The organism is Bacillus sp. 41-22 (genome assembly GCF_025809295.1).
GTDB lineage: Bacteria > Bacillota > Bacilli > Bacillales > Bacillaceae_G > Bacillus_A > Bacillus_A mycoides.
Genome location: NZ_CP084035.1, coordinates 3,247,261 through 3,273,939 on the forward strand (window position 1 = coordinate 3,247,261; position 26,679 = coordinate 3,273,939).

At 35.4% G+C, this 26,679-nt stretch carries 28 protein-coding genes and 5 pseudogenes; 8 read left to right on the forward strand and 25 right to left on the reverse strand.

From position 1 onward, the window contains the following. Nucleotides 1-329: 329 nt before the first annotated feature. The 8 genes and pseudogenes from LCF45_RS16590 to LCF45_RS16625 form a co-directional block, all read right to left on the reverse strand. Nucleotides 330-545: pseudogene (locus LCF45_RS16590) on the reverse strand (hypothetical protein); the annotation flags it as partial. A gap of 405 nt (nucleotides 546-950) precedes the next feature. Next, a pseudogene (locus tag LCF45_RS16595) lies at nucleotides 951-1,399 on the reverse strand (CPBP family intramembrane glutamic endopeptidase); the annotation flags it as partial. 511 nt (nucleotides 1,400-1,910) lie between these two features. Beyond that, nucleotides 1,911-2,006 (reverse strand): annotated as a pseudogene (locus tag LCF45_RS16600) (YjcZ family sporulation protein); the annotation flags it as partial. A gap of 293 nt (nucleotides 2,007-2,299) precedes the next feature. Beyond that, on the reverse strand, nucleotides 2,300-3,280 hold the full coding sequence (locus tag LCF45_RS16605) for an alpha/beta hydrolase (RefSeq protein ID WP_002128358.1): 981 nt from the start codon (nucleotides 3,278-3,280) through the stop codon (nucleotides 2,300-2,302). 182 nt (nucleotides 3,281-3,462) lie between these two features. Beyond that, complete coding sequence (locus LCF45_RS16610) at nucleotides 3,463-4,830, reverse strand: sensor histidine kinase (RefSeq protein WP_002128359.1); 1,368 nt, start codon at nucleotides 4,828-4,830, stop codon at nucleotides 3,463-3,465. Continuing rightward, nucleotides 4,827-5,501: a response regulator transcription factor gene (locus LCF45_RS16615; RefSeq protein WP_001142154.1), complete on the reverse strand. Its 675-nt coding sequence runs from the start codon at nucleotides 5,499-5,501 to the stop codon at nucleotides 4,827-4,829. Before LCF45_RS16615 ends, LCF45_RS16610 begins: the two co-directional genes overlap by 4 nt. Before the next feature lie 386 nt (nucleotides 5,502-5,887). Then, nucleotides 5,888-6,131, reverse strand: a pseudogene (locus LCF45_RS16620) (GNAT family N-acetyltransferase); the annotation flags it as partial. 147 nt (nucleotides 6,132-6,278) lie between these two features. Next, on the reverse strand, nucleotides 6,279-7,166 hold the full coding sequence (locus LCF45_RS16625; protein ID WP_002128361.1) for a LysR substrate-binding domain-containing protein: 888 nt from the start codon (nucleotides 7,164-7,166) through the stop codon (nucleotides 6,279-6,281). A 142-nt stretch (nucleotides 7,167-7,308) separates the two neighbouring features. Here LCF45_RS16625 and LCF45_RS16630 point away from each other — a divergent pair, with 142 nt between their 5' ends. Beyond that, nucleotides 7,309-8,067: an NAD-dependent epimerase/dehydratase family protein gene (locus LCF45_RS16630; RefSeq protein WP_002128362.1), complete on the forward strand. Its 759-nt coding sequence runs from the start codon at nucleotides 7,309-7,311 to the stop codon at nucleotides 8,065-8,067. Nucleotides 8,068-8,182: 115 nt separating this feature from the next. Here LCF45_RS16630 and LCF45_RS16635 read toward each other — a convergent pair whose 3' ends face one another. From LCF45_RS16635 to LCF45_RS16645, 3 genes are all read right to left on the reverse strand, one after another. Further along, nucleotides 8,183-8,440 carry a DUF3963 domain-containing protein gene (locus LCF45_RS16635; RefSeq protein WP_002128363.1) on the reverse strand — a complete coding sequence of 86 codons (258 nt, stop codon included), beginning with the start codon at nucleotides 8,438-8,440 and terminating at the stop codon, nucleotides 8,183-8,185. 165 nt (nucleotides 8,441-8,605) lie between these two features. Further along, nucleotides 8,606-9,115, reverse strand: coding sequence for a phage tail protein (locus LCF45_RS16640; protein ID WP_078178994.1), 510 nt, complete (start codon nucleotides 9,113-9,115; stop codon nucleotides 8,606-8,608). Next, on the reverse strand, nucleotides 9,102-9,581 hold the full coding sequence (locus tag LCF45_RS16645; RefSeq protein WP_002014101.1) for a GyrI-like domain-containing protein: 480 nt from the start codon (nucleotides 9,579-9,581) through the stop codon (nucleotides 9,102-9,104). Before LCF45_RS16645 ends, LCF45_RS16640 begins: the two co-directional genes overlap by 14 nt. Nucleotides 9,582-9,691: 110 nt before the next feature. On the opposite strand from LCF45_RS16645, the gene LCF45_RS16650 reads away from it, so the two are divergent. Continuing rightward, nucleotides 9,692-10,654 (forward strand): helix-turn-helix transcriptional regulator, encoded by a 963-nt coding sequence (locus LCF45_RS16650; protein WP_002128365.1) that lies wholly within the window; start codon nucleotides 9,692-9,694, stop codon nucleotides 10,652-10,654. 292 nt (nucleotides 10,655-10,946) lie between these two features. On the opposite strand, the gene LCF45_RS16655 is transcribed toward LCF45_RS16650, so the two are convergent. The 8 genes from LCF45_RS16655 to LCF45_RS16690 form a co-directional block, all read right to left on the reverse strand. After that, the gene (locus tag LCF45_RS16655; RefSeq protein WP_002128366.1) at nucleotides 10,947-12,266 is read right to left on the reverse strand and encodes an aromatic amino acid transport family protein; all 1,320 of its coding nucleotides are present in this window, start codon (nucleotides 12,264-12,266) and stop codon (nucleotides 10,947-10,949) included. Nucleotides 12,267-13,422: 1,156 nt separating this feature from the next. Further along, nucleotides 13,423-14,172 carry an ABC transporter permease gene (locus tag LCF45_RS16660; RefSeq protein ID WP_016120570.1) on the reverse strand — a complete coding sequence of 250 codons (750 nt, stop codon included), beginning with the start codon at nucleotides 14,170-14,172 and terminating at the stop codon, nucleotides 13,423-13,425. Beyond that, entirely contained in the window at nucleotides 14,173-14,934 is a 762-nt protein-coding gene (locus LCF45_RS16665) for an ABC transporter ATP-binding protein (protein WP_002128370.1), read from the reverse strand. It lies immediately after the preceding gene. 168 nt (nucleotides 14,935-15,102) lie between these two features. Continuing rightward, a complete protein-coding gene (locus LCF45_RS16670) occupies nucleotides 15,103-15,444 on the reverse strand; it encodes a DUF1048 domain-containing protein (RefSeq protein ID WP_002014108.1) in 342 nt (113 codons plus the stop codon). A gap of 75 nt (nucleotides 15,445-15,519) precedes the next feature. After that, a complete protein-coding gene (locus LCF45_RS16675) occupies nucleotides 15,520-15,840 on the reverse strand; it encodes a PadR family transcriptional regulator (protein ID WP_002165337.1) in 321 nt (106 codons plus the stop codon). Between the two features lie 582 nt (nucleotides 15,841-16,422). Then, nucleotides 16,423-17,709, reverse strand: coding sequence for a hydroxylamine reductase (gene hcp / locus LCF45_RS16680; protein WP_002137545.1), 1,287 nt, complete (start codon nucleotides 17,707-17,709; stop codon nucleotides 16,423-16,425). Nucleotides 17,710-18,441: 732 nt separating this feature from the next. Then, nucleotides 18,442-19,215, reverse strand: coding sequence for a BcII family subclass B1 metallo-beta-lactamase (bla2, locus tag LCF45_RS16685; protein ID WP_002128375.1), 774 nt, complete (start codon nucleotides 19,213-19,215; stop codon nucleotides 18,442-18,444). 143 nt (nucleotides 19,216-19,358) lie between these two features. Beyond that, nucleotides 19,359-19,640, reverse strand: a complete 282-nt coding sequence (locus tag LCF45_RS16690) for a MazG nucleotide pyrophosphohydrolase domain-containing protein (protein WP_012261329.1) — start codon at nucleotides 19,638-19,640, stop codon at nucleotides 19,359-19,361. Nucleotides 19,641-19,762: 122 nt separating this feature from the next. Here LCF45_RS16690 and LCF45_RS16695 point away from each other — a divergent pair, with 122 nt between their 5' ends. After that, on the forward strand, nucleotides 19,763-20,053 hold the full coding sequence (locus LCF45_RS16695; RefSeq protein WP_263892981.1) for a DUF3784 domain-containing protein: 291 nt from the start codon (nucleotides 19,763-19,765) through the stop codon (nucleotides 20,051-20,053). A gap of 29 nt (nucleotides 20,054-20,082) precedes the next feature. Here the strand turns inward: LCF45_RS16695 and LCF45_RS16700 are convergent, their stop codons facing one another. Then, nucleotides 20,083-20,364 carry a hypothetical protein gene (locus LCF45_RS16700; RefSeq protein ID WP_002128376.1) on the reverse strand — a complete coding sequence of 94 codons (282 nt, stop codon included), beginning with the start codon at nucleotides 20,362-20,364 and terminating at the stop codon, nucleotides 20,083-20,085. Between the two features lie 280 nt (nucleotides 20,365-20,644). Between LCF45_RS16700 and LCF45_RS16705 the strand changes: the two genes are divergently transcribed. Continuing rightward, complete coding sequence (locus LCF45_RS16705; protein WP_002087600.1) at nucleotides 20,645-20,839, forward strand: hypothetical protein; 195 nt, start codon at nucleotides 20,645-20,647, stop codon at nucleotides 20,837-20,839. Between the two features lie 110 nt (nucleotides 20,840-20,949). After that, nucleotides 20,950-21,987 (forward strand): serine hydrolase domain-containing protein, encoded by a 1,038-nt coding sequence (locus LCF45_RS16710; protein WP_002185284.1) that lies wholly within the window; start codon nucleotides 20,950-20,952, stop codon nucleotides 21,985-21,987. 48 nt (nucleotides 21,988-22,035) lie between these two features. On the opposite strand, the gene LCF45_RS16715 is transcribed toward LCF45_RS16710, so the two are convergent. From LCF45_RS16715 to yeiL, 5 genes and pseudogenes are all read right to left on the reverse strand, one after another. Continuing rightward, nucleotides 22,036-22,284, reverse strand: a complete 249-nt coding sequence (locus LCF45_RS16715) for a hypothetical protein (protein ID WP_002087603.1) — start codon at nucleotides 22,282-22,284, stop codon at nucleotides 22,036-22,038. A gap of 296 nt (nucleotides 22,285-22,580) precedes the next feature. Then, on the reverse strand, nucleotides 22,581-23,615 hold the full coding sequence (locus LCF45_RS16720) for a flavin-containing monooxygenase (RefSeq protein WP_002128378.1): 1,035 nt from the start codon (nucleotides 23,613-23,615) through the stop codon (nucleotides 22,581-22,583). 131 nt (nucleotides 23,616-23,746) lie between these two features. Beyond that, nucleotides 23,747-23,924 (reverse strand): annotated as a pseudogene (locus tag LCF45_RS27065) (metallophosphoesterase family protein); the annotation flags it as partial. Between the two features lie 42 nt (nucleotides 23,925-23,966). Further along, the gene (locus LCF45_RS16725) at nucleotides 23,967-24,320 is read right to left on the reverse strand and encodes a glyoxalase superfamily protein (RefSeq protein ID WP_002014124.1); all 354 of its coding nucleotides are present in this window, start codon (nucleotides 24,318-24,320) and stop codon (nucleotides 23,967-23,969) included. A 13-nt stretch (nucleotides 24,321-24,333) separates the two neighbouring features. Beyond that, entirely contained in the window at nucleotides 24,334-25,026 is a 693-nt protein-coding gene (gene yeiL / locus LCF45_RS16730) for a transcriptional regulator YeiL (protein ID WP_002033401.1), read from the reverse strand. Between the two features lie 134 nt (nucleotides 25,027-25,160). Between yeiL and LCF45_RS16735 the strand changes: the two genes are divergently transcribed. From LCF45_RS16735 to LCF45_RS16745, 3 genes are all read left to right on the forward strand, one after another. Further along, entirely contained in the window at nucleotides 25,161-25,583 is a 423-nt protein-coding gene (locus tag LCF45_RS16735; RefSeq protein ID WP_002128381.1) for a DMT family transporter, read from the forward strand. Nucleotides 25,584-25,596: 13 nt separating this feature from the next. Next, nucleotides 25,597-26,061, forward strand: coding sequence for a DMT family transporter (locus LCF45_RS16740; RefSeq protein ID WP_002014128.1), 465 nt, complete (start codon nucleotides 25,597-25,599; stop codon nucleotides 26,059-26,061). A 104-nt stretch (nucleotides 26,062-26,165) separates the two neighbouring features. After that, nucleotides 26,166-26,645: a hypothetical protein gene (locus LCF45_RS16745; RefSeq protein WP_002128384.1), complete on the forward strand. Its 480-nt coding sequence runs from the start codon at nucleotides 26,166-26,168 to the stop codon at nucleotides 26,643-26,645. Nucleotides 26,646-26,679 lie beyond the last annotated feature (34 nt).

Sequence of the window (26,679 nt, forward strand, 5' to 3'; positions counted from 1 at the left end):
TACATATACGTTGAGGTAACTAACACGTTAGAAAAGGCCCTTCCATATCATTGTATGATTATCAATTATCTTTATACCTAGCAGACTCATTAAATACGTTTAATGTATCATTTCTATTAGTTTAACCATGCCTAATGCCCTCCAATTCATGGTTAGTATTCTAAATAGACCAACGATGTATTATAATCCTTTATATACCCAAGGAGGTTTACCATGCTTAATTTTCATAAAACATTCCCCATCTTAGGATTCTTTTGGTTTTTATATAGTTTTATCGGCATCATCTTTTTATTACTATTCCTTAGCGTATAGTAACAACGCGTATAAATAGTAGAAGATTTAATCAACCATCCAGGTATGTTTTCAATTACTTTCCAGTCGCTACGATATAATTGTAAAAACACTTCTTGTGCTAACTCTTCAGCGATAGATTGATCTTTAACAATCCATATAATCTGTTTCACAGCATAAGCATAGTACTGCTTAAATAAATCTTCAAAAGGTATATCAGAAGCATGACTTTCTTCATTTTCTATGGTTAACATGTTAGTTTAAACCTCACTTTCAATTTGATGCCTGTATTATAGAGAAACCAGAAAAACGGATTTTGTGACAGTTTTTCTGGTTATTTTTTTATTATGTACTAAAAAAAGCATTCATCTGATTAAAAGATAAATGCCAAAAGGGAAATGAAAACATAAAACTATAACTCTTGCAGTAGTTTTCTATTAATGGGGTACCGCCACATCGCTATCAAGCTAATAAAAAAGAAATGCCCCCTAGAATGAAAAAAACGCCATCCTTTCCTATGATTCTACAGAAAGAATACCGTATTTTTTCATTTTAGGGGAATAATTAATCTCTTAAGTTGATGAGCATGCAGCAAGCCCCTTTAAAGGTAATATTGTGGTACCAGGCTGCCCTCTATACTGAAAAGGTAATATCACAACTCAAACTGCTATATTTATTTCCTGTCGAATACACTCTTTTTTATTAGCACGTTTCCATAAATATATGGTGTAGAAGAATAAAATTGCAATAATAATATATGCAAAAAGCGACGAGGCTTGAACATTCCCCATAAAATTAAAGAAATTATTAAAAGCGTGGAAAGTAATGGTGATAATAATTGATTGCTTATTTACGATAAGTAAGGACAGACAAGTCCAACTAAAAATGCATATATGATTTGTAAAATGGTATCTTTAATAGACTGCCCACCAATTAGTTGTAATAAATGGGTGATACCAAACAAAAAACTTGAAATCAAAACTGATTTTTTTATCCCCTTTGAAAACAACATTTTGAGCATAAATCCACGAAAAAAGATTTCCTCAATAAATGCAACAACAAAAAATTGCATGATAAACATAAAAAATAAGTCAGATACCGATGTGGTGAGACCCCATAAAGAAAAGACACCCTAAGGTGCCTTCCTCCGACTTGAACCACTTTAATTTAATAATATGTATTGGACATTAAGTAAACACGTCCTATAAAACAGAATCATTTATTTTCAACAGATTGTTAGTGTACAAATACAAGAGAATCGAGATCGTTTGTTTGGCTAGATTAAAGCAACGCCACACCACACCTATATGGTTGAGATGTGTTACGCCTTCTAATCGGAGAATCAGCTTTATAGAACGTGTCCACAATTTATATTTTACTACATGTAATATTTATTTTATGTAATTTTTACAAATATGTATAATTACATAAAATTCACGAGAAAAAGAGAGTATACTTTGATATTGTGTAATAAAGATAAGGCCCACCTACGGAAATAGGTGGGTTTTTTGTTAGGCATTACTATCTCATTGCACAAAAGGGAATTTGCATTAAAATAATATCATATTCTTAGAGTTCTTATATTGAGAAAAAAGACACTCTTATGAGTGCCCCTTTTTTTAGTAACCGAATCCGCCGCTACCGCCGCCCCAACAACTACATCCTATAATGATTAACAGGATGAATAGAACGATCAGTAAAGCAAATCCGCCACCTAACTGTCTACGCTTAAAGACTAAAGTTACCTTTAGCCCTCCAAGACTCGCTACGAGCGAATGGCTAGTTCTTACTCGACGGGAATCCCACCCGTTATATGATACGACCTAGGATCGGCCGCACACCTGCCTCGTTAGTTAATATGAAAATGAAACCCAATGTCTTTCAGGCGAAAGTATAATCTTGGTTTGGAAATATACAACTGTTTGGACATAAAAAAGACCATCGAAATGATGGTCTTGCAGACTGTAGACAAATGCATAAAATAACGAATGAACCTTTCTCTGAACACTTACTTTACTTCTTTCATAAATAGTCTAACGTTTTCAGCGATTTCTTTGAATTTGGTATGGTGTAAATAATGTGATCCATCCATGGTTACTACTTTTCCATGTACCGAGTCTTTGATCTGCCCTTCATGCAGAGGTATCCATCCTGCTACATCTTCATTATTCGCTTGTACAAAGAGAAGAAGTGGAAGATATTTAGGGAAGATTAAACCTTGAGCCCCTTTAAAATTAGACGAAATATGATCCATCTCATTCAAGGTTGTGTCATTATACATGTTTTTATTCGAAATCATTTTCATTTGCTCTACGGTTTTTTCATCAAATGCCAGTCCAGCATAGGGGTCAGCACTGATTTTCATAGCCAATCTTAAGAGACCTGATTTTTTGAGATATGCAAACGTTTTTAATGGGAAATTGATATCCATACCCGGTTGTGTTGCAACACTGCTATCGATTCCGACAAATGCAGTCACCTCGTTTGGATATTTGTTCACATAATCAATTCCATAAATGCCTGTAATGGAGTGGCCCATGAGCATGTATCTGTTAATATTAAGCTGCTGTAGAGCTTCATGAACTTCACTTACCATATTCTCCGTGGTTCGCTCTTTTACAGTTTCATCACTTAATCCATAACCGAAAGGCTCTACCGCAACAACTTTGTAAAATGGAGATAATTCATCGATAAGAAGCTTAAAATCAAGCCCTGGAGTAGCTGTTCCATAACCAGGCAGGAGCACGATCGTTTCCTCGCCCTCGCCTTGAATTAACACATTCATGTTTTTCCCGTCTACAGATACGTGCTGCCCGTAGGGCACTATTCGTTTTTGCTCCGAATGACTACTCATCACATTTACGATATAAACAATACCTAAAAAAAGTACAATGACTAGAACGATTGCTCCTATGATTTTAAGTAAGATGTTTCGCACTTTCTTTATTTTCATTCCCCTCAGCGTTTTCTTTTCCTCTTGTTGTGTCACTTTCATCTTCTCCTGTCCTGATCTGTTTGCCTTCCTTCATGTGCCTGTAATGAAAACTTAACCAATGAAGATGTACTCACCATGACGACAATATGAACTGAATATGAACTGCCAAAAAAAATGCTACGGCTCTATATGCAAGTAAGCTTGCATATGAGTCGTAGCATAGAGAATGAATCTAACTAATCTGTTGGTGTAGTGATTGGCAAGGTGACAATGAAGGTCGTTCCTTGACCAAGTTCACTTTTCACTCGGATGTCACCTTGATGAAGCGACACGATCTGTTTAACGATAGCGAGTCCCATACCACTTCCGTCATACTTACGACTGTGGGAACGATCGGCCTTAAAAAAACGATCGAATATACGCTTCTGGTCGTCAAGGTGAATACCAATACCAGTGTCGGATATTAGGATTGTCACGTTTTTGATATCTTGTTTGATGCTTACGTTAATCACGCCGGCATCCTCGGAAAATTTGATGCTATTTCTGAGGATATTCGTCCATACCTGATTTAACAGGTCATGATCAGCCGTTACTTTAACTGTCTGTAAATCAAGCTCGAAATGTATATCGCGAGCAGACCATTGTGGCTGGAGCGCCACGATTATCCGTCGGATTTGTTCATCGAGGCTGAGTGTGACGAGCCGCAGTTGCTTTGACTGCGATTCAAGAAAACTCAGCTTTAGCAGGTTATCGCTCATTTTGGACATCCTTTTCGCTTCAGCGATGATAATATCAAGATAACGGCTTCGTTCGTATTCTGAAAGGTCAACTTGCTTAAGCACTAGAGCATAACCGGATATCGAAGTGAGCGGAGACTGAACCTCGTGCGACACGTTCGTTACGAATTCCCTGCGCATCTGCTCAAGTTGCTGCAGATCGTGCATCATTTCTTCGAAGCTGCGAGCCAAAGTACCCAGCTCACTCGTTTGCTTAATATTCAACTTGACGTTGAAATCTCCAGATGCTATCCGCTTGGTCGCTTTTGTCAGCTTTTTTATCGGTCTTACCAGGAATACAGAGGCAACTAGAATCAATAAGCTTCCTGCAATCAACGAACATGTTGCAAAGACCAATGCCCACTTTGTGACAAAAGAGGCTGAAGGAGGGGCGAGCGCTTCCAAAAATATCGCTTTCGTTCCCATTTCCGTTTTCAACGGCAACCCTAAGAGGACCGTGGCAATACCATTAGGAGTGTCCTGAACAACACCTCCATCTAATACTTTCTTTAGTTGCTCCATCGTCACAGGCGCAGGTTTGTGTCCGTGAAGTTTACCGTAAGACTTGAACTGACCCGTTGCTTCGTAGATTCGAATATAATAAGAATCGAGCTGCTTCATTTCACTTACGAACAAGTCCGCTTCACGTAACGGAAAGGTCTTGTAAATCCGGACGATGTCTTGGCCAAAGTTACGTAAGTTGATTTGAGCATTTTCGTTCAATTTATCTTCGAATATCCAAGTTGACACCAAAAAAGAAATGATCGTGCCCCCGATGATGGAGACTAAAAATGTCAGGACAACACGTATATATAAGGATCTGATCATTCATAAACCTCAAGCCGATACCCAAGCCCGCGCACCGTTTCGATCCGAAAATCGGGTGTTGTCGCGAACCGTTCACGCAGCCGTTTAATATGTACGTCTACCGTTCGATCATCTCCGGCGTAATCGATACCCCAAATCTGATCGATCAACTGCACGCGCGTATAGACTTGTCCGGGTGTTCCAGCGAGCTTATACAGCAATTCGAACTCCTTTAGCGGCAACGTAAGCGACTCCGTCCCTTTCATCACTTTATAGGTCTGTCGATCAAGGATGACGTTCCCTAAATGGATCGTCTGCGTGGAGCCAATCTTGTATCGTTTGAGTAGTGCCCTAACACGAACCGTCAACTCTAACGGATCGAATGGTTTGGTTAAATAATCGTCCGTCCCAAGTTCGAAACCTTTCACTTTCTCCCATGTTTCTCCTCTCGCAGTCAGCATAAGTAAAGGTAGATCAGGATTGGCTCTTCGGAGCTCCTTGCTTAACGTCCAACCATCCATAATCGGCATCATAATGTCAAGTACGACAAGATCGACATTCGTTGAGATGTAGACGGCCAGTGCTTCCTTGCCGTCCGCTGCTTCAGCTGTTGCGAATCCGTCGTTGCGTAGAAATAAACAGACGAGTTCGCGAATGTTCGCATCGTCGTCAGCAACTAGTATAGTAGGCATCGGTTCCCTCTTTTCCCTGTTTTCCACCGCATTATTTCAAGCAATCATTATACTATAGATTAACACGTATGTTGATTAACCAAAGTAATACAGTTTCTTGATTTATCGACCTGTAGAATTCAAGTGTTTCTTTCAAACTAATTTGCCACTCAATTGACAAGGCTTCACAAAGAAACAGGCGTGTGAAACCTGCAAATGACAAGCGTTTATTTTGTCTTTTGGCCTTGTGCACGAAGAAATTTCAGCAAAGCATAGGCAATTATAGCTGTGAATAACTGATTGAACAACGCATTGGATATTGTGCCAAACAATACGGGAACGTTCAAATTCAGCTAAATCCAGCGGAAAAATGATTCAATTGCCCAGCGCGATTTGTACATGGCGGCGATTCCTTCGGACAGATAGATTGATAGAACGCATATTCCCCAAACTACTCCAGTAATTACACCATCTGAAATAACACGTCCCATACCCACTAATTATTTTTCATCAAATGTGTATGGCGTATCAACTTTGATTGCACATTCGTTCCAAATCATTACTTGTTAATTTAAGTGAATTCCATCATAAAGATTCATATAGGTTTAGTAATTAGTCAAAGTTATTAGGGTGTTCTGTCGTACAATTTATATATTACTATATAATCACCTCCTGATTTTTGTATATTATAGTTCTACATCGACACATAATATATAACTTTTTCTCATTGCTTATTGAATTAATCTGCTCCGTTCAAGAAGAACCATATCAGTTTAAATAACTCAGATTTTGGCAAAATTAAATTGATTCAAATGATACCCACCTTTTAGTAATCTCAGAAAATTTCTTAGTCGCGAGTGAGGTTGGTTTTCTTATAGCTAATCCAATAGTTCGATAGCTATCACTTTCAAGTGGAATTGCTGCAAAAGAAATTTTTGATGTCGGTATAATCATTTCTGGCAATATACTAATTCCTAGATTATTCTCCACCATGGAGATCACTGAGTATTCATTCATATTTTCGAATCGAATATTGGGGCTAACTTTATTCTCCCTAAATATTTTTTGAATATCATCATAACACTGATATGTTGGCATAATAAAAGGTACATTTTCTATTTGTTGCATTGATACTTGGTTTTCCTTACATAATGGGGATTGGTTAGATACAACACATAAAAGTCGATCCCTCTTCAATTGTACGATTTCAAAGGATTTTTCAAAGGATTCAAAGTAAGTATCATTATTAATAAATCCACAATCTAATCTCCCGTTTTGTAACCAATTCTCAACTTCAGCATAGTTTCCTTCCAGTAATTCGATTTCAATATTTGGAAACTTTCCCTCCATTTTTTTAAGAATACCAGGAATCCAGTTTTTAGAAATACTCGAAAAAACCCCCACTCTTACTGTTCCTTTTTGGAACCCATTGATAGCGGCTACTTCCTGCTTCAGCATGTTGTTATAGTATAAAATTTTCCGAACGGTAATTAAAAGCTCCTCTGCATTTTTGGTTAATGTTAAAGTAGAGTGATTACGAATAAATAAAGGAAAGGAAAACTCTTTTTCCAAACTGCTAATTGCATGACTTACAGCAGATTGGGTGAAACCTAACACTTCTGCAGCTTTTGTAAAACTATTGAGTTCTGCCACTTTGTTAAATATTTCATATTTTGTTAAAGTCACTATGGTCCTCCTCATGAATTTTATTCATGTCTCCATTATATTTCTTCGTTTTATTTAATGCCATTACCAACATACAATAAGTGCATGCTCTATTATATGACCCTTGACAAGGGATGTATTTTTTATGGAAGGATGAAGTGAAATGCAAAAAATTTTAGTTACAGGTGCTGCAGGTAAGATTGGCCAAGATGTTACAAGATTCCTAGATAAGCAAGGGAATTACCAGTTACGGCTAGCAGATATTAACTTATCTGCTTTAGAAACTTTTAAAGATACAAATCATGAAATCATATATTTAGATGTTTCTGATTTAGCTGCTTGTCAAGAATTTACGAAAGGTATAGATATAGTTATACACTTGGCAGGTAATCCTTCACCAAATGCTGATTTTTATGGCTCCTTATTAGAAAATCATATAAAGGGAACCTATAATATTTTTAGAGCTGCTAGTGATAATAATGTATCCAAAGTGATAGTTGCTTCCAGTGCTCAAACAATTGAAGGCTATCCTTTGGATTATCAACCACATGCTTATTCACCCACGAGGCCCAAAAATATGTACGGGGTAAGTAAGTGTTTTGCAGAGGCTGTTGCTTCTTATTTTGCTTATGAAGAAGGGTTACAAAGTCTTGCTATTCGTATAGGTGCATATGATGATTATAATCCATATGGTAAACCACTAACAGCTAGAGATATGAGTGCATACTTAAGCCCAGAAGATTTTATGGACCTTCTCTTAAAGTCGATGACGGCAAAGAACTTACCTCCATTTTCAATTTTACATGGTGTATCTAACAACAGGTTTAAACGAATTGATATTGAAGGAACAAGAAAGTTAGTTGGTTATAGCCCAAGTTCTGATGCTTTTGTACTAAGTGGTATTAAGTTTTTTGATGCTTGATAAAGGCATATCTAGAAAAGAGATTATATTATAGTAGGCGCTACCATGATCTGGTTGGCGTCTTGTTTGTTGTTAAGGAAAGATAACAAAACAAAATTTCCTTAATCATAAGGCTTTAAAAGTAACCTATCCATAGTGATATTAAAGTTACTACTAACAAGGCAAGAAGAAATGTGATATTTCGAATCCACTTTTGTATATCATCAAAATACCGTTCTATAAATGCAACGTTGATATAAAACATGAGAAATACAACAAAGAAGGTAAAGTTACCAAATTTATCATTCAATTTTTCATTAGTAAATGTGCTTACATGAAGGAATAGTAAAGCAAAAGTTACTAAGAATAACTCAAATAGCCTTTTTTTGCTCACGCCACCACCACCCTACAGTAATTTCCTTTCGTTCTATTTTATCTGAACGTAGTGTGTAGCAGACTATGAATATTATACTTATGTAAAAAAAGGCTAACAATTTAAGATTGTTAGCCTTAATCGCGCCTTTTAAAAAATAACTCAATATAACAAATGAATGATTCTTCAACTTACACTATATTCTCCTTTTATTACAAAAAACGAACCTCGAATTGTTCCAGCAAGTTTAGACTTCTGTCTAGCAAACTTAAACTTCTCTACTAACTCCGTTGGTATCTCCATTCCCTCAGAAAGCTTAAATCCAACGGCCCGCTTCTTTGGGTTATCCAACGTATACATGACGTTGACTGCAAGACCATCCTCATAGAAGACATAGGCAAATTTAATATTTTCCACTTGAAAACACGATGTTTCTAAAGGTTTTGCCGCAAACTCAATATCACGTTCTTCTTTCAAAATGCGGTTCACATAATCAAGAGTCTTCTCGCTTTCACTAGCTGGTACAACCGTAAATTCATGCTTGTATTTATTCATAAAGTAACGTGCTTCATGGGCACGTAAACCAGCAAGTGCTTCTGCTACAGGTGAAGACTCCATGCCAGCTGTAGTTACGTTTTTAAAATCAACTATATTGGACAATTCCATCTCTCCTTTTAACACTTTACTTCCTAACAACTGGAATCCATATTTCACCAAATACTAAGCCGTTTCGCTGCCCCATCTCAACTGTTGTATTTGGCCCACCAACATAGGAAAAATCTTTTACTTCTGCTAATGCTTGACCAAATGCAATACCAGTAAGCTTATTACTTAGCTCCTCAGCTGTATTGCCTTCCCCTTTAACTACTAGGTATTCTCCCCTCGGAAACTGGATAACTCTAGATTCTTCTTGTATCGTTGCCTCTGTCATGACACCAGCGTAATACATCATCTTGTTATTCACCGCTTCACTCACAGAAAAAATGTAATCATTTGTAGCTAAAGCTTTTAAAGTGTCCAACCTTCCATCTTGTTCGACGGCCAGCCAAAAGTCTGCCTTTTCTTTGTTTATGCCCGCAAAGTCTGTATAGTGACTCTTAAGTTCAGTTCCAATACCTAACACGATAAAGCTATCTTTTTCTTCTATTGTATAATTTTTCATATTTAAAACCTTCCTCACTTTTAAATTAATCAAACGATTTATCTTTTCACTTGATGAGTTTATAATATCTTTAAATCATGTCAAAAAATGATACTGTTTAGGAGACCAACATGAAAAAAGTTGAACGGATTAATACGATCATGCGGTACATTAACAACCGCTCCCACTTTACAATTTCTGAAATCATACGAGAATTTAACATCTCACGATCGACAGCTATTAGAGACATTAGAGAAATTGAAGCCATGGGGATGCCGCTCGTCGCTGAAGTTGGCAGGGATGGAGGATATTTTGTCATGCATAACTCTATCCTGCCCGTTGTTCGCTTTACTGATAATGAGGTCAAAGCTCTTTTTATTGCCTTTATGGCCACAAGAAATCAACAACTTCCCTATCTAAAGAGTCGTCAGTCTTTAGCCGAAAAATTACTAGGACTCATCTCAGAAATCCAGCAGGATGACCTTGTTCTTTTAAATCAAATCTTGCTTTTTGAAGGAACTAACCCTCATAATCCTGACCTACTTGAGCTTTCTGACCTCCCCCATCCTATGTTAGAAAAACTCATCCAAATCCTTCTTTTGGATAGTCATTTATTGATTACCGTAAAAGAAGAGGAAGAAATCAAGTCTTATCCAATTTATCTACTACACCTTTATCAAGAAAAAAGCCATTGGATAATTGAAGCCTTTGACATAAAAGAAGAAAAAAAGAAGATGCTCCCTGTCGATCATCTCATCAATGTCGAACCCTATACGACGAAAAAGAGATTAAGTAAGAAAAAAATTTTAGAAAAACTAAGTAAGAAGGACGAGGCAATCAACCTTGTACTTGAACTTGGTCCAAAAGCGATTGCCCAGTTCAAAAAATACCATCCTATAAAAATTTCTATTTCCTATACTAATCCTTACCAATCCACAGCCATTCTAAAGACTTTTATCAATGTTAACAATCTCGATGAATTAACAGAAATAACAAATTGGCTACTTTTCCTAGGTAAAGATATCAAAATCAAGGAAGTGCCTGAAGAAGTGTTAGAAGGTTTAAAAGAGAGATTATGTTTATACTGCCCATAAGCAGTGACCAGTTAAACCCAAAATAATATTGAGTTTGACTAGATGCCAGTTACTTCTATTCAAATACCTAGTAAAAACATTTTATTTACTACCGCTACTTTAAACGCTCTTCTAGTAATAACGCCAACACAAAAAAGACATGAACTAATCTTTGTTCATGTCTTTTTATATTAGAGTTTAACCCTCATTAAATTACTTGTTTAAAATTCGAATGTGGATTTATCTTATCCATAATCTCTTTCATTCTTTATTCATATCCCACTATTTTAGCACTTGAACTAACAATAACGAATTAGAATAATGACTTAATACTTGCTAGGACAGTAAGTATACCTACAACAATGACAAACACATTGCTCATTTTCCCTCTGTATTTAGCTAGTACTGGTACTTTACGAATCGCATACATTGGTAATAGACATAAGATAGCAGCAACTAACGGACCGCTAAGGGAATCAATGATTCCAAGAATACTTGGATTTGCATAAGCAACATACCAGCATGTTAATACGACAAAAGAAAGAATCATTGTCTTAACTGTTTTTTCTTCGATAGCTTTTCCGCGTGTTTTTCCAAACTTGATAATTACGTCACGCATTACCTCATATGCCCCTATATAATGGCCAAGGAAAGACTTTGTAATAGCCACAAAAGCAATGATAGGAGCTGCAATAGTGATTACAGGCGAATTAAGCTCATTAGCAAGATATGAAAGGATCGATAAGTTCTGCTCTTTTGCCATTTTAAGATCCTCTGGAGTCAAACTCAATGTACTGCTCCAGACGAAGAACATAACAACCACGAATGTCATGATATAACAAACCTTTTGTATTTGTGCACATTTGGCATCAGTAGCTTCTATTCCATACGTAGCCCTCTGTTTCACAACGAATGATGAAATCATAGGTGAATGATTAAATGAGAATACAATGATTGGTAGTATCATCAATATCGTTCCAAAATATCCTGTTCCTGTTGAAGCAGTAGAAACACTTGAAAAACTAAGCATTGACGTATTCCACTGCGGGATCAAAGATATTGCGATAAAAAGTAAAGAAGCTATGAAAGGATACACTAGCATACTCATGATCTTTACAGTAATATCTTGACCAAAATTTAGTATAGCGATAAGACCAAGCACTAATACAAGCGATAAAATGGCCCTTGGAGGCTCCGGCATGTGCAATTGATGCACGATAAAACTACTTGCAGTATTTGTAAGCGCAACCGAATACATCAGTACGATTGTATAAATTGAGCCGAAATATACTATGTTAAAAATGATACTTGCCTTATTTCCGAAATACTCTCTAATTGTACCTGTAATCCCCTGATCAGCAGAATTAGAAGCGTATATCATTTTAGCAAGCGCCCTATGTGAGTAATACATAACAGGAAATGCAAGTATCGTAATTAACAGTAATGATAATAAACCACCTGAACCTGCATTAATAGGTAAAAAGAGTACTCCTGCTCCAATTGCTGTTCCAAAAAGGCTCAATGCCCAAGTAGTATCTTGTTTATGCCACTTTTTAGGATCTAGATAGTTCTCATTTTTCACTGCATTATTTTCAGCTTGAAATTCTATTTTTTTTGCAGTATTCCCATTCATATAATAAATCCCCCTTGTATCCTATTCTTACGTCTCTTTTTAGGCTTAAGAATATAGACCATTCTTAAAAAATGAACCGCTTACTAGATGCGCCATATTGTAAACGATTCCACCTAAAGCTGTCTCTCTTAATGTGCGAGGCATTTATCCTCCAACCCTATACTTCCATTGATGATATTGTTTACACCAGCTAATACGATGTCCGCTGCTACTAAACTATTTTGAAGAAATTCCCCTTCTGGTCACACACCTTTCTGTAATTAATCGTTTCAGTCTGTCCAATTTTAAAATGTTTGATATTTTCTTCGTAGGTAATCGGTTACCTCTCGACGCCCTCATTATAACGTTTATATTTGCGAGTCTAATATTTTTTTATTTTTAGAAAGACAGAATAAACAGAATTATGAATAGATAATAAATTACAATTGGTATGTAACAATTGTGTCTATTTTTTGAAGCTGTATTAGTTAATAGAAAAGCAAACATAATACAGAGTTCCTTTCGTTAACACATTGATTATATTAGGAACTCGTTATAAAGATACTTATATTTCCCTTTGCTTTCACATCTTATCTTTGACATGAAAGCTGTTGTAATAAATAATACACATTGATGTAAAGGAATAAATTTAGAAAACATAAAATTATTATCATGAATTTTTATTACATATAACGAATCAATATTCATTTTTCAGAAAAGAAGAACTTTTTAAAAGGAGCCTACGCACCTTATATAATGGTTATCATGTTAAGCCTGTTAAAAGAATTACACCATAAGTTTCCATTTACTATATGTAATATTTATTAAGTGTAGTTTTTTCTAAATATGGATAATTACATATTCAGAAAAAGAGAGTATCCTTTCGAATTGTGTAGTAAAGATATAGCCCACCTACGGAAATAGGTGGGCTTTTCATGTATAAAAATTGCATTTATTATATGGCAATTAGAATTGAGGTCAAAATATTATCTCTTCCCTTTTAACTCTCTCAGTCTGCTTTTTCTCAACGTCTGAGCCTACTTACGTACCAACTGCATAACCAGTAAGAATACTAACAATTATAGCAATAACTAAGATTAATGTGATTTAAATCCATTTTCCCATATATATATTATTCCAGAAGATTTAGTTGCCATTGTGCACCGAACTGGTGGTGTTACCCTAACTGACGTTTAAATGCTTTGCCGGCGAAGAAGTAAGCGATAACCATAATGCCCACACACCAAGCAAGTGCAATCCAAATATCGTTGCCAACATTCCCTTCATATAAGAGGGCACGAATCGCATTCACGATTGAAGTCACAGGCTGGTTTTCAGCGAACGCACGAACAATTTTTGGCATAGTTTCGGTAGGAACAAAGGCCGAACTAATAAAGGGCAGAAAAATTAGTGGGTACGAGTAGGCTGTCGCCCCTTCCATAGACTTCGCTGTCAACCCAGGAATGATAGCCAACCATGTCAGCGCCAGCGTAAACATCCCGAGTATTCCAGCTACCGCGAGCCAATCCAGAATATTAGCACTGGAACGGAAGCCCATTAAGAGCGCAACAAGGATAACCACCACGATAGTAAGCACATTAGCAACAAGTGATGTTAATACGTGAGCCCATAATACCGACGAACGCTTGATAGGCATAGTAATGAAACGTGCCATCAGCCCGCTCTTTACATCCGTAAACAACCGTACGGAAGTGTAAGCGACACCGGATGCGATAGCCATCAGCAAGATTCCCGGCAATAAATAATTGACGTAGTTATCCGTTCCTGTCTTTATGGCGCCGCCAAATACGTAGACAAACAACAGCATCATCATAATCGGCGTAATCGCTACCGTAATAATTGTATCCGGACTGCGCATAATGTTGCGCATTAAACGCCCTAATAATACCCCTGTTTTGCTCTTCATTTACATCTCCTCCTTTTTGCCAATGATCGCAAGGAAAATTTCTTCCAATGTCGGCTGCTTCTCGATATACTCCACTTTTGTTGGCGGGAACATCTCTTTAAGTTCTGTAAGAGTACCAGTCGTAATAATTTTTCCGCCATGCAAGATAGCGATACGGTCCGCCAGTTGTTCGGCTTCCTCGAGGTACTGGGTCGTGAGCAAGATGGTTGTGCCGCCGCCGGCAAGTTCCTTGACGGTATCCCACACTTCAATCCGCGCTTCAGGGTCAAGCCCTGTCGTCGGTTCATCGAGAAAAATGACTGCTGGCGCCCCAATCAAACTCATCGCGATGTCAAGCCGGCGCTTCATCCCACCTGAATACTGGTCTGCCCTCTGGTTGGCTGCATCAGTCAGGCTAAATCTTGCAAGCAAATTATCAGCGACTTGAGCAGGACTAGAAACTCCACGCAAATTGGCAATCATTATCAAGTTTTCTCTCCCCGTGAGCATTCCGTCTAAAGCTGCAAACTGCCCTGTCAGACTGATACTTTGACGAACATGATCCGGTTGACGCTGAACGTCAAAACCACAAATACCTACTTCGCCGCCATCTTGCTTCATCAGCGTCGAGAGGATATTGACTATCGTCGTCTTGCCCGCTCCATTTGAGCCCAGCAGTGCGAAAATGGAGCCACGCTGCACTTCAAAATCTACCCCTTTTAACACTTCCTTATCTTTAAAGGATTTTTTTAATCCTTTTACAGAAATCGCTGTATTGGTCATGCTTTTTTCCTCCTTAAAAAATGTTTTGTAAAGATAGACTGCCTACACCCTCTATTTAGTATTACTGATAATCTGTATTACTTAGTACTGATTTAAAAATATAACTGAATAGCAATGGCGTCAATTCACATTTGTAACCAGCTAATCAGTCGGTATTACCTGTTGCATTTATTTTTTTCTCAATTGCTTCATGATACTTTCATTCAAATCTTCACGATACTTGGAAACATAAGTTTTAGCGTTTGCCACTAGTTCGTCAGCAAAGGATGCCACGTCCTCCCCAGTGATTTCTAGCACTTGTCTGCCTTCCGCCGCACCGGCTTCAAACAAATCGATTAGTTCATACTGTATGTGTAGCATATCCATCCCGTTACCAGCTGAGAAATTCCACATGTAGTTTTGAATTTTCTTAAACACAAACTGATAGTCCTCTGGCAGAGCTCCAACACGTGCCATCATCATTTTGTACTCTTTTTTATCACCAATTAATTTTTTGAACATTTCCAACATATTATTTTTCCTCCTTTTTTATAAAGCAGAACAAGAAACTCCCAAAATATCGGCCGAATATTTAATCTTATGAGGCTAGTTTGACTTCAAGACGTTAATTTTTGATGATACAAAATCCCATTTTCTCCAAAATGATTCAAGCTCCTGACGGCCATCCTCATTTAGTGAATAAAACTTGCGAGGCGGCCCCATGTCTGACGGTTTCTTTTCAATATTCACAAGTTTTTTCTTCTCTAATCGCACAAGGATGGTATAGACCGTTCCTTCCACGACTTCAGTAAACCCAAGCTCATTAAGGTGGCGGGTAATCTCATAGCCATAAGTTTCACGGCGGCTAATGATTTCCAGAACACATCCTTCCAGCGAACCTTTCAACATTTCAGTTAAATTTTCCATATTCTGATCCTCCTTTACCCCCTATTCTGTCTGACTTATATTCAGTATCACAGAGTACTAAGGCTAATTTTTACTGAATAGCTTTTGAGAAACCTCACTATTCAGTATTACTTATTACAACTACATTGTATGACTAAGTAGATGGAATGTCAACTCGATTTTTAAATTTTTTCTTAAATCCGCTTTTGCCTATTGGATACTGAATATATTTTTAAAAACTACGCTATTCAGTATTACTCATTACCACTACATTGTATGACTATGTAGATGGAATGTCAACTCGATTTTTAAATTTTTTCTTAAATCCGCTATTATCTATTGGATACTGCCTATTTTCTTCTTAAGAAATCTCACCACATACCTATCCAGCTAAGAAAAGGAAATACCCAAAACAAAAATTCCGCATTTTTATTTTGGGCGTTATAATATTCCGAAGTTAATGAATGTAGATAGCTCTCCTTATTAAAAAGACGGATCATTCTTTTGTTCTTCTACTAATGCACCTGTGCATCTAATACATGAGCTTGCGAATACATACAAACTCTTTATAAAGTCAACTCTACATATAGGACATCCTTTTTGTTACGATAACATCATATTCATATCTTCTGCTGCGGTTGTAATTAGTTTTAAACCGAATGTCTCTTGTAATACATCAAGCACACCAGGTGAAATAAATTCAGGTGCCTTTGGACCAATGCGAATATCTTGAATACCAAGGCTAAATAGCCCAAGTAAAATAGCAACCGCTTTTTGTTCAAACCATGATAAGACAATACTTACTGGCAATTCATTCACTTCACATTGGAAAGCATCTGCTAAAGCGGCCGCTATTTTCACTGTAGAAATTGAATTATTGCATTGTCCTAAATCAATGTAACGCGGAATCTCCGTACCAGGTACAACACCATAACTCACATCATTAAAGCGGAATTTCCCGCAAGAAGTTGTTAAAATAACCGTTTCTGGCGGAAGCGACGTTGCTAATTCACGATAATATTCTCCGCCTTTTCCCGGAGCATCACAACCTGCGATGACAAAGAAACGCTTAATCTTTCCTTCTTTTACTGCATTAATAATTTCCGGAGCTAATGATAATACTGTATTATGATGAAACCCTGTTACTAACTGCTCATCCGACTCCATATGTACTTCTGGAAGTTCAAGCGCTTTTTGAATCAATGGTGCAAAATCATCATTTTCAATTTTTTGTACACCCTCTAAACCTGCAATATCATATGAAAAGAATCGATCAGAGTATGATCCTTTAATTGGCATAACACAGTTCGTTGTAGCTAATATGGCACCTGTAAATTTTTCGAAAAGGCGTCGTTGATCATACCATGCCTTACCGATGTTTCCTTTTAAATGTTTATATTTTTTCAGTTGTGGATATCCGTGTGCTGGTAGCATTTCAGAATGCGTATAAATATTAATTTCTTTTCCTTCTGTTTGCTTTAATAACTCTTCTAATGCAAATAAATTATGACCAGTAACTACAATTGCCTTACCTTCTACATGGTTCTGCGTAATTTGAACAGGCTCCGGAACACCAAAGTGATTCGTATGTGCCTCATCTAATAACTCCATTACTCGTAAAGCCGATTTCCCTACTTTCATAGCCATATCAATATGTTCTTGTTCATTAAAGTTAGAATTTGTTAATGTCATATATAGCGCTTCTTGAGTTGTAGCATCTACAAATGCATCTGTATACCCTAGCTGCGCAGCATGCGTACGATAAGCCGCTATTCCTTTTAATCCGAACACAATCGTATCTTGTAAACTTGCAATTGTTTCATTCTTACCACAAACACCCATCACTTTACATCCGCCTGTTGGCGTTTGTTCACATTGATAACAAAACATATCATCCCACCCTCTCCCAATCATTCGTTACAAATTAAGCATAATACCCATTGAGAAAAAGGGATGTGATATCAATCACAATAATATATATAAATTTGTGACAGTTCATATTGTTGACATAATATTTTTATTGACATCAAAAAACATACAGAAAAATGGACAACTTTGTTGATGCTTTCAAATAGCTAGATAATTGATTTAGAGAACTATTAGCAACTAATAAGCATACAAAAACGCTATTCTATCATTCAACAGAAAGAATAGCGTTTTTTCATTTTGAAGAACTATCAATTTTTTGATTAAAGATTTTATAGGAAACCTCTTTATTTACAATACATTTACACCATCTTAACATTTTTTACATTATTTATATGATATATTTATATAGAAACTACTTAAGAAATTTCATGTACATTGTTATCTTTATAATCTCTTAACTGATTGATAAGAGATTATGTTATATTTTCATACCAGGGGTGAATTAGGATGACTGAAACTTTAAAGACACTTATAATGCTTGATGTTACTTACGTTGTTATAGCAATTATGACGGTACTGGTATTTGTATATTTAGAATTAAAATCTCAGTAACATATTTAGGCGTAATCAATAGCTTCGGCATTTCAATATAGTTAAAAGAAAAAGAGGAGGAAATAGTTTTCTCCTCTCTTTTGTATTCCAAAAATTTCTTAAATCTACAATTCGCTTCATTATTACTTTATTTCTTGTTTCTTATTTCAACAAATTCAGTGTATGTAAAAGCAATCCTTTATCACCTATATCACCATGACCAGGTACTACTGAATTCGTATTTCCATATCGGTTCAATACATTCTCAATCGATATCGACCATTCATTTACATATGCATCAGCAACATTCCCTAAATCTTTAGCTTCCGCAGATTTCACTAAACAGCCTCCAGCTAAAATGTTGTATTGCGGTAACCATACGACAATATTATCTTCTGTATGCCCTTTCCCTGGATAGAACGTTTCTACTTTTATATTTCCAAACTTCATATTCGTAATTGTTTGTAAGTCTCCAAGTGGCTCTTCATATCCATTTTTCTTTGCTAGTTCCGCAGTTAATGCTGTACTATGCGCTTTAATGCCTCTTTCTTTCAACGTTTTTATCCCGCCAATTCGATCAGCATGCGCATGTGTAATAATGACATCCGTTACGCGCTTCTGAAATTTCTTTTCTACCATCTCTATTAGTTCCTTCGTTAACTTATCATCCCAAGAAGAATCGACAAGCACTAACCCTTTAGAAGTGTTAAGAACTAGACCGTTCGAAGGAACTGCTACTCCATTAAAATAACCTAACTCAGTATGAACCCATACATTTTTGTTTAACTGAGAAATTGAAATAGTTCCTGTCTCATTCTTTATTACTTTTTGCTCTAGCTTTTGTTCCGCTTTCACAGAAGAAATTGTGCTAACAAATTGAATTGTTCCTAGTAAACTAACACATACCCCTACTTTTAATAATATATTCTTTTTCATTTTCTCCACCCCTTCTTTCAAACTAAATAGTTATTTCCTATATTAGACAATTCATCTCAAATGTTTGTTCCATCTTTTTTTACATATTTTTCATACCATTAATAAAAAGCGCACAAAATTTTGTGCGCTTTTTAACCTTCCTTTTACCATTCACGTTTTTTATTAATCATCATTTTTTCTTCAAACGCCTTCTCTAAATCAATTTCTAACTTGTTTGCTAAATCACATACATTCCAAATTACATCAAACATTTCTAAACCAATCTCTCTTTTCGAATCTTGTATTTTATCACGCTTTAATATAACTTCCGCTAATTCACCTAATTCCGCCATCGCATACATCGTACGCTCTTCAATTGTTGTATCTTGAAATCCTTTTTCTTTACTGAAACTCGATACATATTGCTGGAATTCCGAAATATTCATATGTAATCTCCCTTCATCGTAAATATCTCATTTTTAATAAACTTAAAATCAAAAATGTATTTTGTTAAATTATAACATTCATACTATAATTTATTTATAGCCCTTTAACGGAGGTGTTCTCAATGACTCTCTTCGCTTCGCCATCATTATTCATACTAACCATCATTTCATTTGCACTAGCTTATTTCATCGGAGTAAAACAATACACTTGGCTCTTATCAGGATTCAATGAACGCCGTGTACCTGACAAAGTGAAGTTATCAAAAATAGTTGGTCTTTATAATTTAATTGCTGGTGTTATTGCCACAATTGGCAGTGTCTTCATTACTCCTAATGTTAAAATTATATTTCCCATCATTATTATTGGCCACGTTATAATCGCTGCTTATGTAAATACACGTATGGTTCAGTAAAAAAAGACCATCCAATTGGATGATCTTTTTTATAACTTATCAACATATTGCTTCGCTTCTAACAATGAAAATCCAAAAGCCTCTCTTACTCTCTTAATTGCTGTAACTGTTTTTCCTTCTTCCACAAGCTGGCGTAATTCTTTATTAATTTCAGGTTCTCTATCTACAATTCCCATTTCTTTCGAAATTAATTGTAATCTATCTTCCATCCTCTTTAAACGCGTATCTGTTTTCTTTTCGATTTTATTTAATTTTTCAGCGAGATACATAAATCCAAAGGCCGCTATCGGTATGACAATCCAAAATTCCAAGACTGTTCCTCCTCACTAGCATTGTTTTATTTAAGTGATTTATGTAAATTTTACCACAGGACACATTTAATGTATAATAGTAATATACAACATTGTTGATAAAGTGAAACTTTAATCAGTGGGGGTTTTGTTCGTCCCCCACAGATTATTAGTCTTCACCAATCGGGTGTTTACGGGCAGCCCGACTCCCACCTAACTTCTTTGCCCCAGTCGAATTTTGAGGTGGGAGTTTTACTGCCCGTTAATGCGGGATAAAACCTTTTATTTTAGGGGACACTTTATGAAGAGATTTTTTAAGACGTTACTACAATTTGTAGTTCTTTCAATTGCACTACATTTGTTATTTGATATAGTTGGTTGGCTTGTTTTCAATGCACCAATTAAAAACAAACAAATCTTTATTTCCTTTATAACAGCCTCATGGCTTATGTACATGTACAGAGATAAATTTTTTAAAGCATTTACTTCGAATTAACTTAAACTAAGAAAACACTTCATCGATAAAAGATGAAGTGTTTTCCTTTTCTCTCTATTTACTACTGTATAATAAAGTTAATATTCTGTTTTTAAAAGAAAGGAGTCACTATGAACTTAAAAAGTAACAATATATATGAGAAAATGAACCAATATTCTGTTGCAGGGTTAAGCTTTGCCGTTATACGTGACGGTAAACTTGATGAAGCTACTGCTTTCGGAACACTTGAATCTGGAACAACTAGAACTGTCACTACGGATTCCATATTCAATTCTTGTTCTATTAGCAAATTCATCACTTCAATGCTTGTACTAACGTTATCAGATCAAGGAATCGTATATTTAGATGAAGACGTAAATGATAAACTCACATCTTGGAACATCCCTACCAATCTATTTACTTCACAGAAAAAAGTCACGCTGCGAAACTTATTAAGTCACCAATCTGGAATCATTGATCCTCCCAATAGTTTTGAACATTATAAGCTAGTGCAAGGAATACCTAAAATCCCTAAGCTCCTTGCTGGTAAAACATTATATTGCCCAGTACCTATAGAAGTAACTTATGCACCAGAAAGCCAATTCCACTACTCTGACGCAAATTTTTGTATTATCGAACTACTACTTGAAAATATAACTGGAAAACGATTCAACCTTTTACTTGAAGAATATATCTTTCAACCACTTCAACTGAAGAATAGTACGGTATTCCCTACTGAAGATATAAATAAATTAGATACATTTGCTTGTGGACATAATAAAGATGGCACCGTTACAAATGAGAAGTATCCATTTTATCCATTCGCAGCTGCTTCAGGCATTTGGACAACACCAACTGACTTATCAACTTTAATTATTGAAATCATTCAGTCCTTACAGGGAAATAGCAAACTGGAACTTTCTCAAAAAACAGTACAAGATATGATTTCTCCTCAAGGATGCACCAAATGGACTGGGTTAGGTGTTTTTCTAGAGTATTCTAATGAAGACTTACAAATTCATTCACTTGGCTGGGGTGTTGGATTTCAATGTATGATGGTATGTAATCCATACCGAGGTAATGGCGCTGTTATTATAACGAACTCGGATTTAGGTGTTCATCAAAAGGATGGGATTATTGGTGAGATTTTAAAAATGTTATCCTTATAATTAACGAAGTAAAACAAAGAAAGAAGCTGATTCTCCCAGCTTCTTTCTTTATATAACATTTTTCACCACAATTTTAATATGTTCTGGTGCGATAATTTCAGTTATACTTTCTTGGAAATCTTCATGCAGCAGTTCTTCAATATGCTCTAACTGCACTTCGACATGTGTGCATTCTAAATTATGTATGTTTAATAGTGCATAATGATCTTTCTTCTTAATTACTAAATATTGATTTTCTTCTGTTATGAGTACAGAACCTAATCGTATTCCTAGTAGACGTTGATCATCAAACTTCACAATTTTTTCCCCTTTCCAACTACGAATGTAATTACTATACAAAAAACCTAATTTAAGGAAAAGAATCTTATATAGACTATATCATAATTTACTAAAATATAAATATCATATTTTCTTTCAATAGAAATCCCCGTTTTTTTATATATTTCGATACAAAAAACTTTCTCAACAAAAAATTATAATTTTCAGTTTTTTATTTCATGAAAATCTATTATACTAAAGCTAATAAACGTTTGAAATGTTTGACCTCTCCTAATTCATGTACATATGGATGATCAGTAGCTGTTGCTACTGATCTATTTTTTGATTTCAGAAAGCAAATACACCGCATCCTTTCCTACACCACAAATAAGCGCAGAACCCCTTTGAGATTGCCACGGCAGTCCAATATAATACAATCCTCTTACTGGACTCATTCCCTTTGTATGATTAGGCAATCCATTCATATTCACTGCCTTTTCTATTTCAATCCATTTATAATCTTGAACAAAACCAGTGGACCATATAATACTTTGTGCACTATACGTGCCACCATTCTGAAACATAATATTATTTCCTGATGCACTTACCACTTTTCCCTGTAGTTTTATTGCTCCACTACGAATAAGTTCCTTACCTTCAAAACCAAAAATGGGATCCTTTCGCTTCTGAAACCACCTTCCTCTCTTTGTATGTATTTCGGCATACAATAAACCCATTTTTTCTAACCAATTAAAAATGCTTTTTCTAAAAAGATATAACGGTAAAAAGGTTAACGGATGACTTATAGCCATTGTAACTTCATGAGTTTTTGCAAGTTCTACTGCTATTTGCATGCCTGAATTCCCACCACCTACTACAAGTACTTTTCCCTTTGGAATTTGTAATGGTGATTTATATTGTGATGAATGTATTTGAAAAATATGTGATGAAAGATGTTGTGAAAATGAGGGGATGAATGGTTGCTGAAAACCACCTGATGCGATAATAACTTTTTTCGATTGTAAAATTTCTGTAGGAGTGTGTAATTCAAATATTTCTTTCTCTTTTCTTATTTTTAAAACTTGAGTCTGTAATTGTACCGGCAATTGAAAATACCTTGCATATTCTTCTAAATAAATTGCAATTTCATCTTTACATGGAAATCCACTCCCTTCTCCTTTTAATATCATACCTGGTAAACTACTATATTCCCTTGGTGTGAAGAGCTGCAAAGAATCATAGCGGTCTCTCCAAGAATCGCCAATTCGGTTTCCCGCCTCAAGTAATAAGAAACTATATCCTTCCTGCTTCAAGTAGTATCCCATTGTTAATCCAGCTTGACCAGCTCCAACGATAATTATATCTTTCATTCCAATTCCTCCTTCTCACAAACACATGAATACATGTTCATATGTTCATACGTTTCCATAATCATAACATTTTATTTTTTTATAATTCAATATCTATCCAAAATAAAAAAGAGCAGTTCACTATAAAGTAAACTCCCCTTAATATGTATCATCTCGTTACTCATTAATATTTCAATTGTCCCCAAAGGATCTAACGGCCCATACACACTATCACCTAAATTTATTATCATTTCGAATATCTTTTAATACCGCCTTTAAAGCGTGACTATTCCCATTAATATCTGAAATCATCGCTATTTTTCTCTTCATTGTAACCCCTACTTTGATAAATTATTTATAACACCTCAATTTCTAAACCCTTTCCTCATAAAATGTAATTCTATTTGAGAACGGATCAATCACAGTTAATTCAATTGTATCCCAAGGTGTTCTCTCTATATCAGGTTTTGAATACGCATAATCTTTACTTGATAAAATAGCATAATAACTTTTTAAATCCTCTATTTTCACACGAATTGCACCGCCTGGTGAAGCATCCCCATGATGTTCAGATAGATGTATTACAGTATCATTTAACGAAATTTGCATATATAATGGCATATTTTCCTCATACCGATGTTCCCAATCCAGTTTAAACCCTAAAAAATTCAAGTAAAATAACTGAGCCTTTTCAATATCAAAAATTCTAAATATAGGTGTAATCATTTATAATACCCTCCTATTTATAAACATCCGCCGCCAATTCCCGCAAAACATCTACATTCATCACTTCAAAGCAACCATTATTTTTCTTTATAATTTCTTTATCACAAAAAACATTTAATGTACGTAATAAATGCCGATAACTCGTCCCTAACAATTCAGCTATTTCCGTTAAATTCCCACTAAACACAATTCTATTTCCGTGCTGAACCGCCCGTTCCCCTGCTGCTAACATGTAACTCGCAAGTCGATTTTCAAGTGGATACAGTAAATTAATTGTACTATTTTTTGAAAGTCGATTTAATTTATGGGCTAAAGAACCGCAAATACATCTTAAAAATTTCGCATCATGAAATAATTGGTTTCTCACTTTCCCTAAAGGTAGCCCAACACAATATGAGTCTGCCATAACTTGTACGTTTGAATTGATTCTTTGAGAGTGAATTAACTCTACATCTCCTAGCAACTGCAAACTGTCATAAAAACATAATAATACAGATTTCCCGTTACTTAATGTGTTAAACGCTTTCGCTTTTCCTTCAACAAAGAAATATAAATAATCTATCTCTTCGTTTTCTCTGCAAATGAACTCATTCTTTTTAAAAAATATAAGTTCCATATATGGTTTCATATCACTACTAAAAAATGAATCAATATTATTTTGTTTCATATACTCTGCTAATTTATTAGAATTACATACTTTCTTCATAGTCCCCCACCTTTACAACTCATCCCAATTGTAAACAAAATTTTCTTCTTTCACTATGACATATGTCATAGTAATACACAATTTCAGCATGATACAGTCATTACAAATATGAAATATAAAAAGGGGATATTACATTGTATAACTTTCTTTCTGTCTTTATTGGTGTCCTTATTGCCATTATGCTCCCATTGAATGGGATTTTATCTGAAATAATCGGTAATTATACAGCGAGTGTTGTCATTCATCTTGTCGGTTTAATAGCAGTTATTTTCGTTTTAATCCTTAACAAAAATAAAATCCATTTTGATAAAGGTATTCCACTTTTTTTATATAGCGCTGGGGCAATTGGAGTATTCACTGTTCTTTTTAATAATATAAGTTTCTCTGCTCTTGGTGCCTCTATTACGATTGCATTAAGCTTACTTGGTCAATCCATCGCTTCCATAGTTATTGATCATTTTGGTTTATTAGGAATGAAAGTTTCGAAGTTTGATAAGAAAAAATTAATTGGATTATTATTCATCTCTTCTGGAATTATAGTCATGACAATTTATTAATGGAGGCAAGAAAATGTTATATATTTGTATCGCTATTTTAGCTGGTGTTTCTATCGTTGTTGCTAGAATTATTAACGCGAATTTAGCAAAGGAAATTGGAAATTGGGAAGGCACATTTTTCAATTATATTACTGGATTATTTTTCTCCATGTTATTTTTAATTTTCAGTTCAGATTCGTTGTATATTTCTAGTCATACGTTACAATCCATACCTATCGCTGTATACTTAGGCGGATTAGTAGGCGTTATCGTCATCTCATTATCAAACTATATTACTCCTAAAATATCAGCATTTTATTTAACATTACTCATCTTTATCGGACAATTGTTTACGGGGACTATCATCGATTTCTTCCTGTCACACGAACTATCAACCGGAAAAATTATCGGTGGAATTCTCGTATTAATAGGGCTCACTTACAATTTACTCGTTGATCGCCCTATAAAAACCGTGAAGCATAACCACGTTCAACTATAATACTTTACGCTTACCTATCATATATTAATAGAAAAGCTCTTCACATGAAGCCATAGAGAGGAGAATACCCTATTAAGAAAATCATTTTATTGATAGGTAGCGCATTGATTGTTTTTGGAACCGTATGGTTTTTAAACTCTGGAAAATCTATTCAAGATCTCTATACAGCAAGTAAACCAAAGAAGAAAGCTACTATTATTTCAACTCAAAGAGACCCAAATGCACCTCCTGTTTTTTTAGGAAAGCAGGAAATAAAAGATATACATGTAGAGTCGCTTAAGACAAAAAAATCTATCTTCCTTACAAAAACAGATGAATTAAAAACATTCATTAACAGTATGGATACAGCAAAAAAAGGCGATTTAACGCTAGATGAAGAAGGTTCTGATTTAGTAGATTGTAACATGTGGATTACTTTCCAAGATGGAACTTATAAACAATATTTAATTTGGATAGTAGATAACAACAGTAGTGAAGTTATGATTGCCCATCAAAACACTCCTGATGACGTAGACCTTACTTATTATCAATTAAATGAAGGTAATTCAAAAAAAGTATATAACTTATTTAAAAAGGTTATTTAATAGAAAAAGTCATGAGCTACTAGGCCCATGACTT

Bases quoted from the DNA above. Each gene is read 5' to 3' on its own strand.
- LCF45_RS16610 (WP_002128359.1), bottom strand. From the start codon at position 4,830: ATGATCAGATCCTTATATATACGTGTTGTCCTGACATTTTTAGTCTCC.
- LCF45_RS16615 (WP_001142154.1), bottom strand. From the start codon at position 5,501: ATGCCTACTATACTAGTTGCTGACGACGATGCGAACATTCGCGAACTC.
- LCF45_RS16630 (WP_002128362.1), top strand. From the start codon at position 7,309: ATGCAAAAAATTTTAGTTACAGGTGCTGCAGGTAAGATTGGCCAAGAT.
- LCF45_RS16645 (WP_002014101.1), bottom strand. From the start codon at position 9,581: ATGAAAAATTATACAATAGAAGAAAAAGATAGCTTTATCGTGTTAGGT.
- LCF45_RS16650 (WP_002128365.1), top strand. From the start codon at position 9,692: ATGAAAAAAGTTGAACGGATTAATACGATCATGCGGTACATTAACAAC.
- LCF45_RS16655 (WP_002128366.1), bottom strand. From the start codon at position 12,266: ATGAATGGGAATACTGCAAAAAAAATAGAATTTCAAGCTGAAAATAAT.
- LCF45_RS16660 (WP_016120570.1), bottom strand. From the start codon at position 14,172: ATGAAGAGCAAAACAGGGGTATTATTAGGGCGTTTAATGCGCAACATT.
- LCF45_RS16665 (WP_002128370.1), bottom strand. From the start codon at position 14,934: ATGACCAATACAGCGATTTCTGTAAAAGGATTAAAAAAATCCTTTAAA.
- LCF45_RS16670 (WP_002014108.1), bottom strand. From the start codon at position 15,444: ATGTTGGAAATGTTCAAAAAATTAATTGGTGATAAAAAAGAGTACAAA.
- LCF45_RS16675 (WP_002165337.1), bottom strand. From the start codon at position 15,840: ATGGAAAATTTAACTGAAATGTTGAAAGGTTCGCTGGAAGGATGTGTT.
- hcp (WP_002137545.1), bottom strand. From the start codon at position 17,709: ATGTTTTGTTATCAATGTGAACAAACGCCAACAGGCGGATGTAAAGTG.
- bla2 (WP_002128375.1), bottom strand. From the start codon at position 19,215: ATGAAAAAGAATATATTATTAAAAGTAGGGGTATGTGTTAGTTTACTA.
- LCF45_RS16690 (WP_012261329.1), bottom strand. From the start codon at position 19,640: ATGAATATTTCGGAATTCCAGCAATATGTATCGAGTTTCAGTAAAGAA.
- LCF45_RS16695 (WP_263892981.1), top strand. From the start codon at position 19,763: ATGACTCTCTTCGCTTCGCCATCATTATTCATACTAACCATCATTTCA.
- LCF45_RS16705 (WP_002087600.1), top strand. From the start codon at position 20,645: ATGAAGAGATTTTTTAAGACGTTACTACAATTTGTAGTTCTTTCAATT.
- LCF45_RS16710 (WP_002185284.1), top strand. From the start codon at position 20,950: ATGAACTTAAAAAGTAACAATATATATGAGAAAATGAACCAATATTCT.
- LCF45_RS16720 (WP_002128378.1), bottom strand. From the start codon at position 23,615: ATGAAAGATATAATTATCGTTGGAGCTGGTCAAGCTGGATTAACAATG.
- LCF45_RS16725 (WP_002014124.1), bottom strand. From the start codon at position 24,320: ATGATTACACCTATATTTAGAATTTTTGATATTGAAAAGGCTCAGTTA.
- yeiL (WP_002033401.1), bottom strand. From the start codon at position 25,026: ATGAAGAAAGTATGTAATTCTAATAAATTAGCAGAGTATATGAAACAA.
- LCF45_RS16740 (WP_002014128.1), top strand. From the start codon at position 25,597: ATGTTATATATTTGTATCGCTATTTTAGCTGGTGTTTCTATCGTTGTT.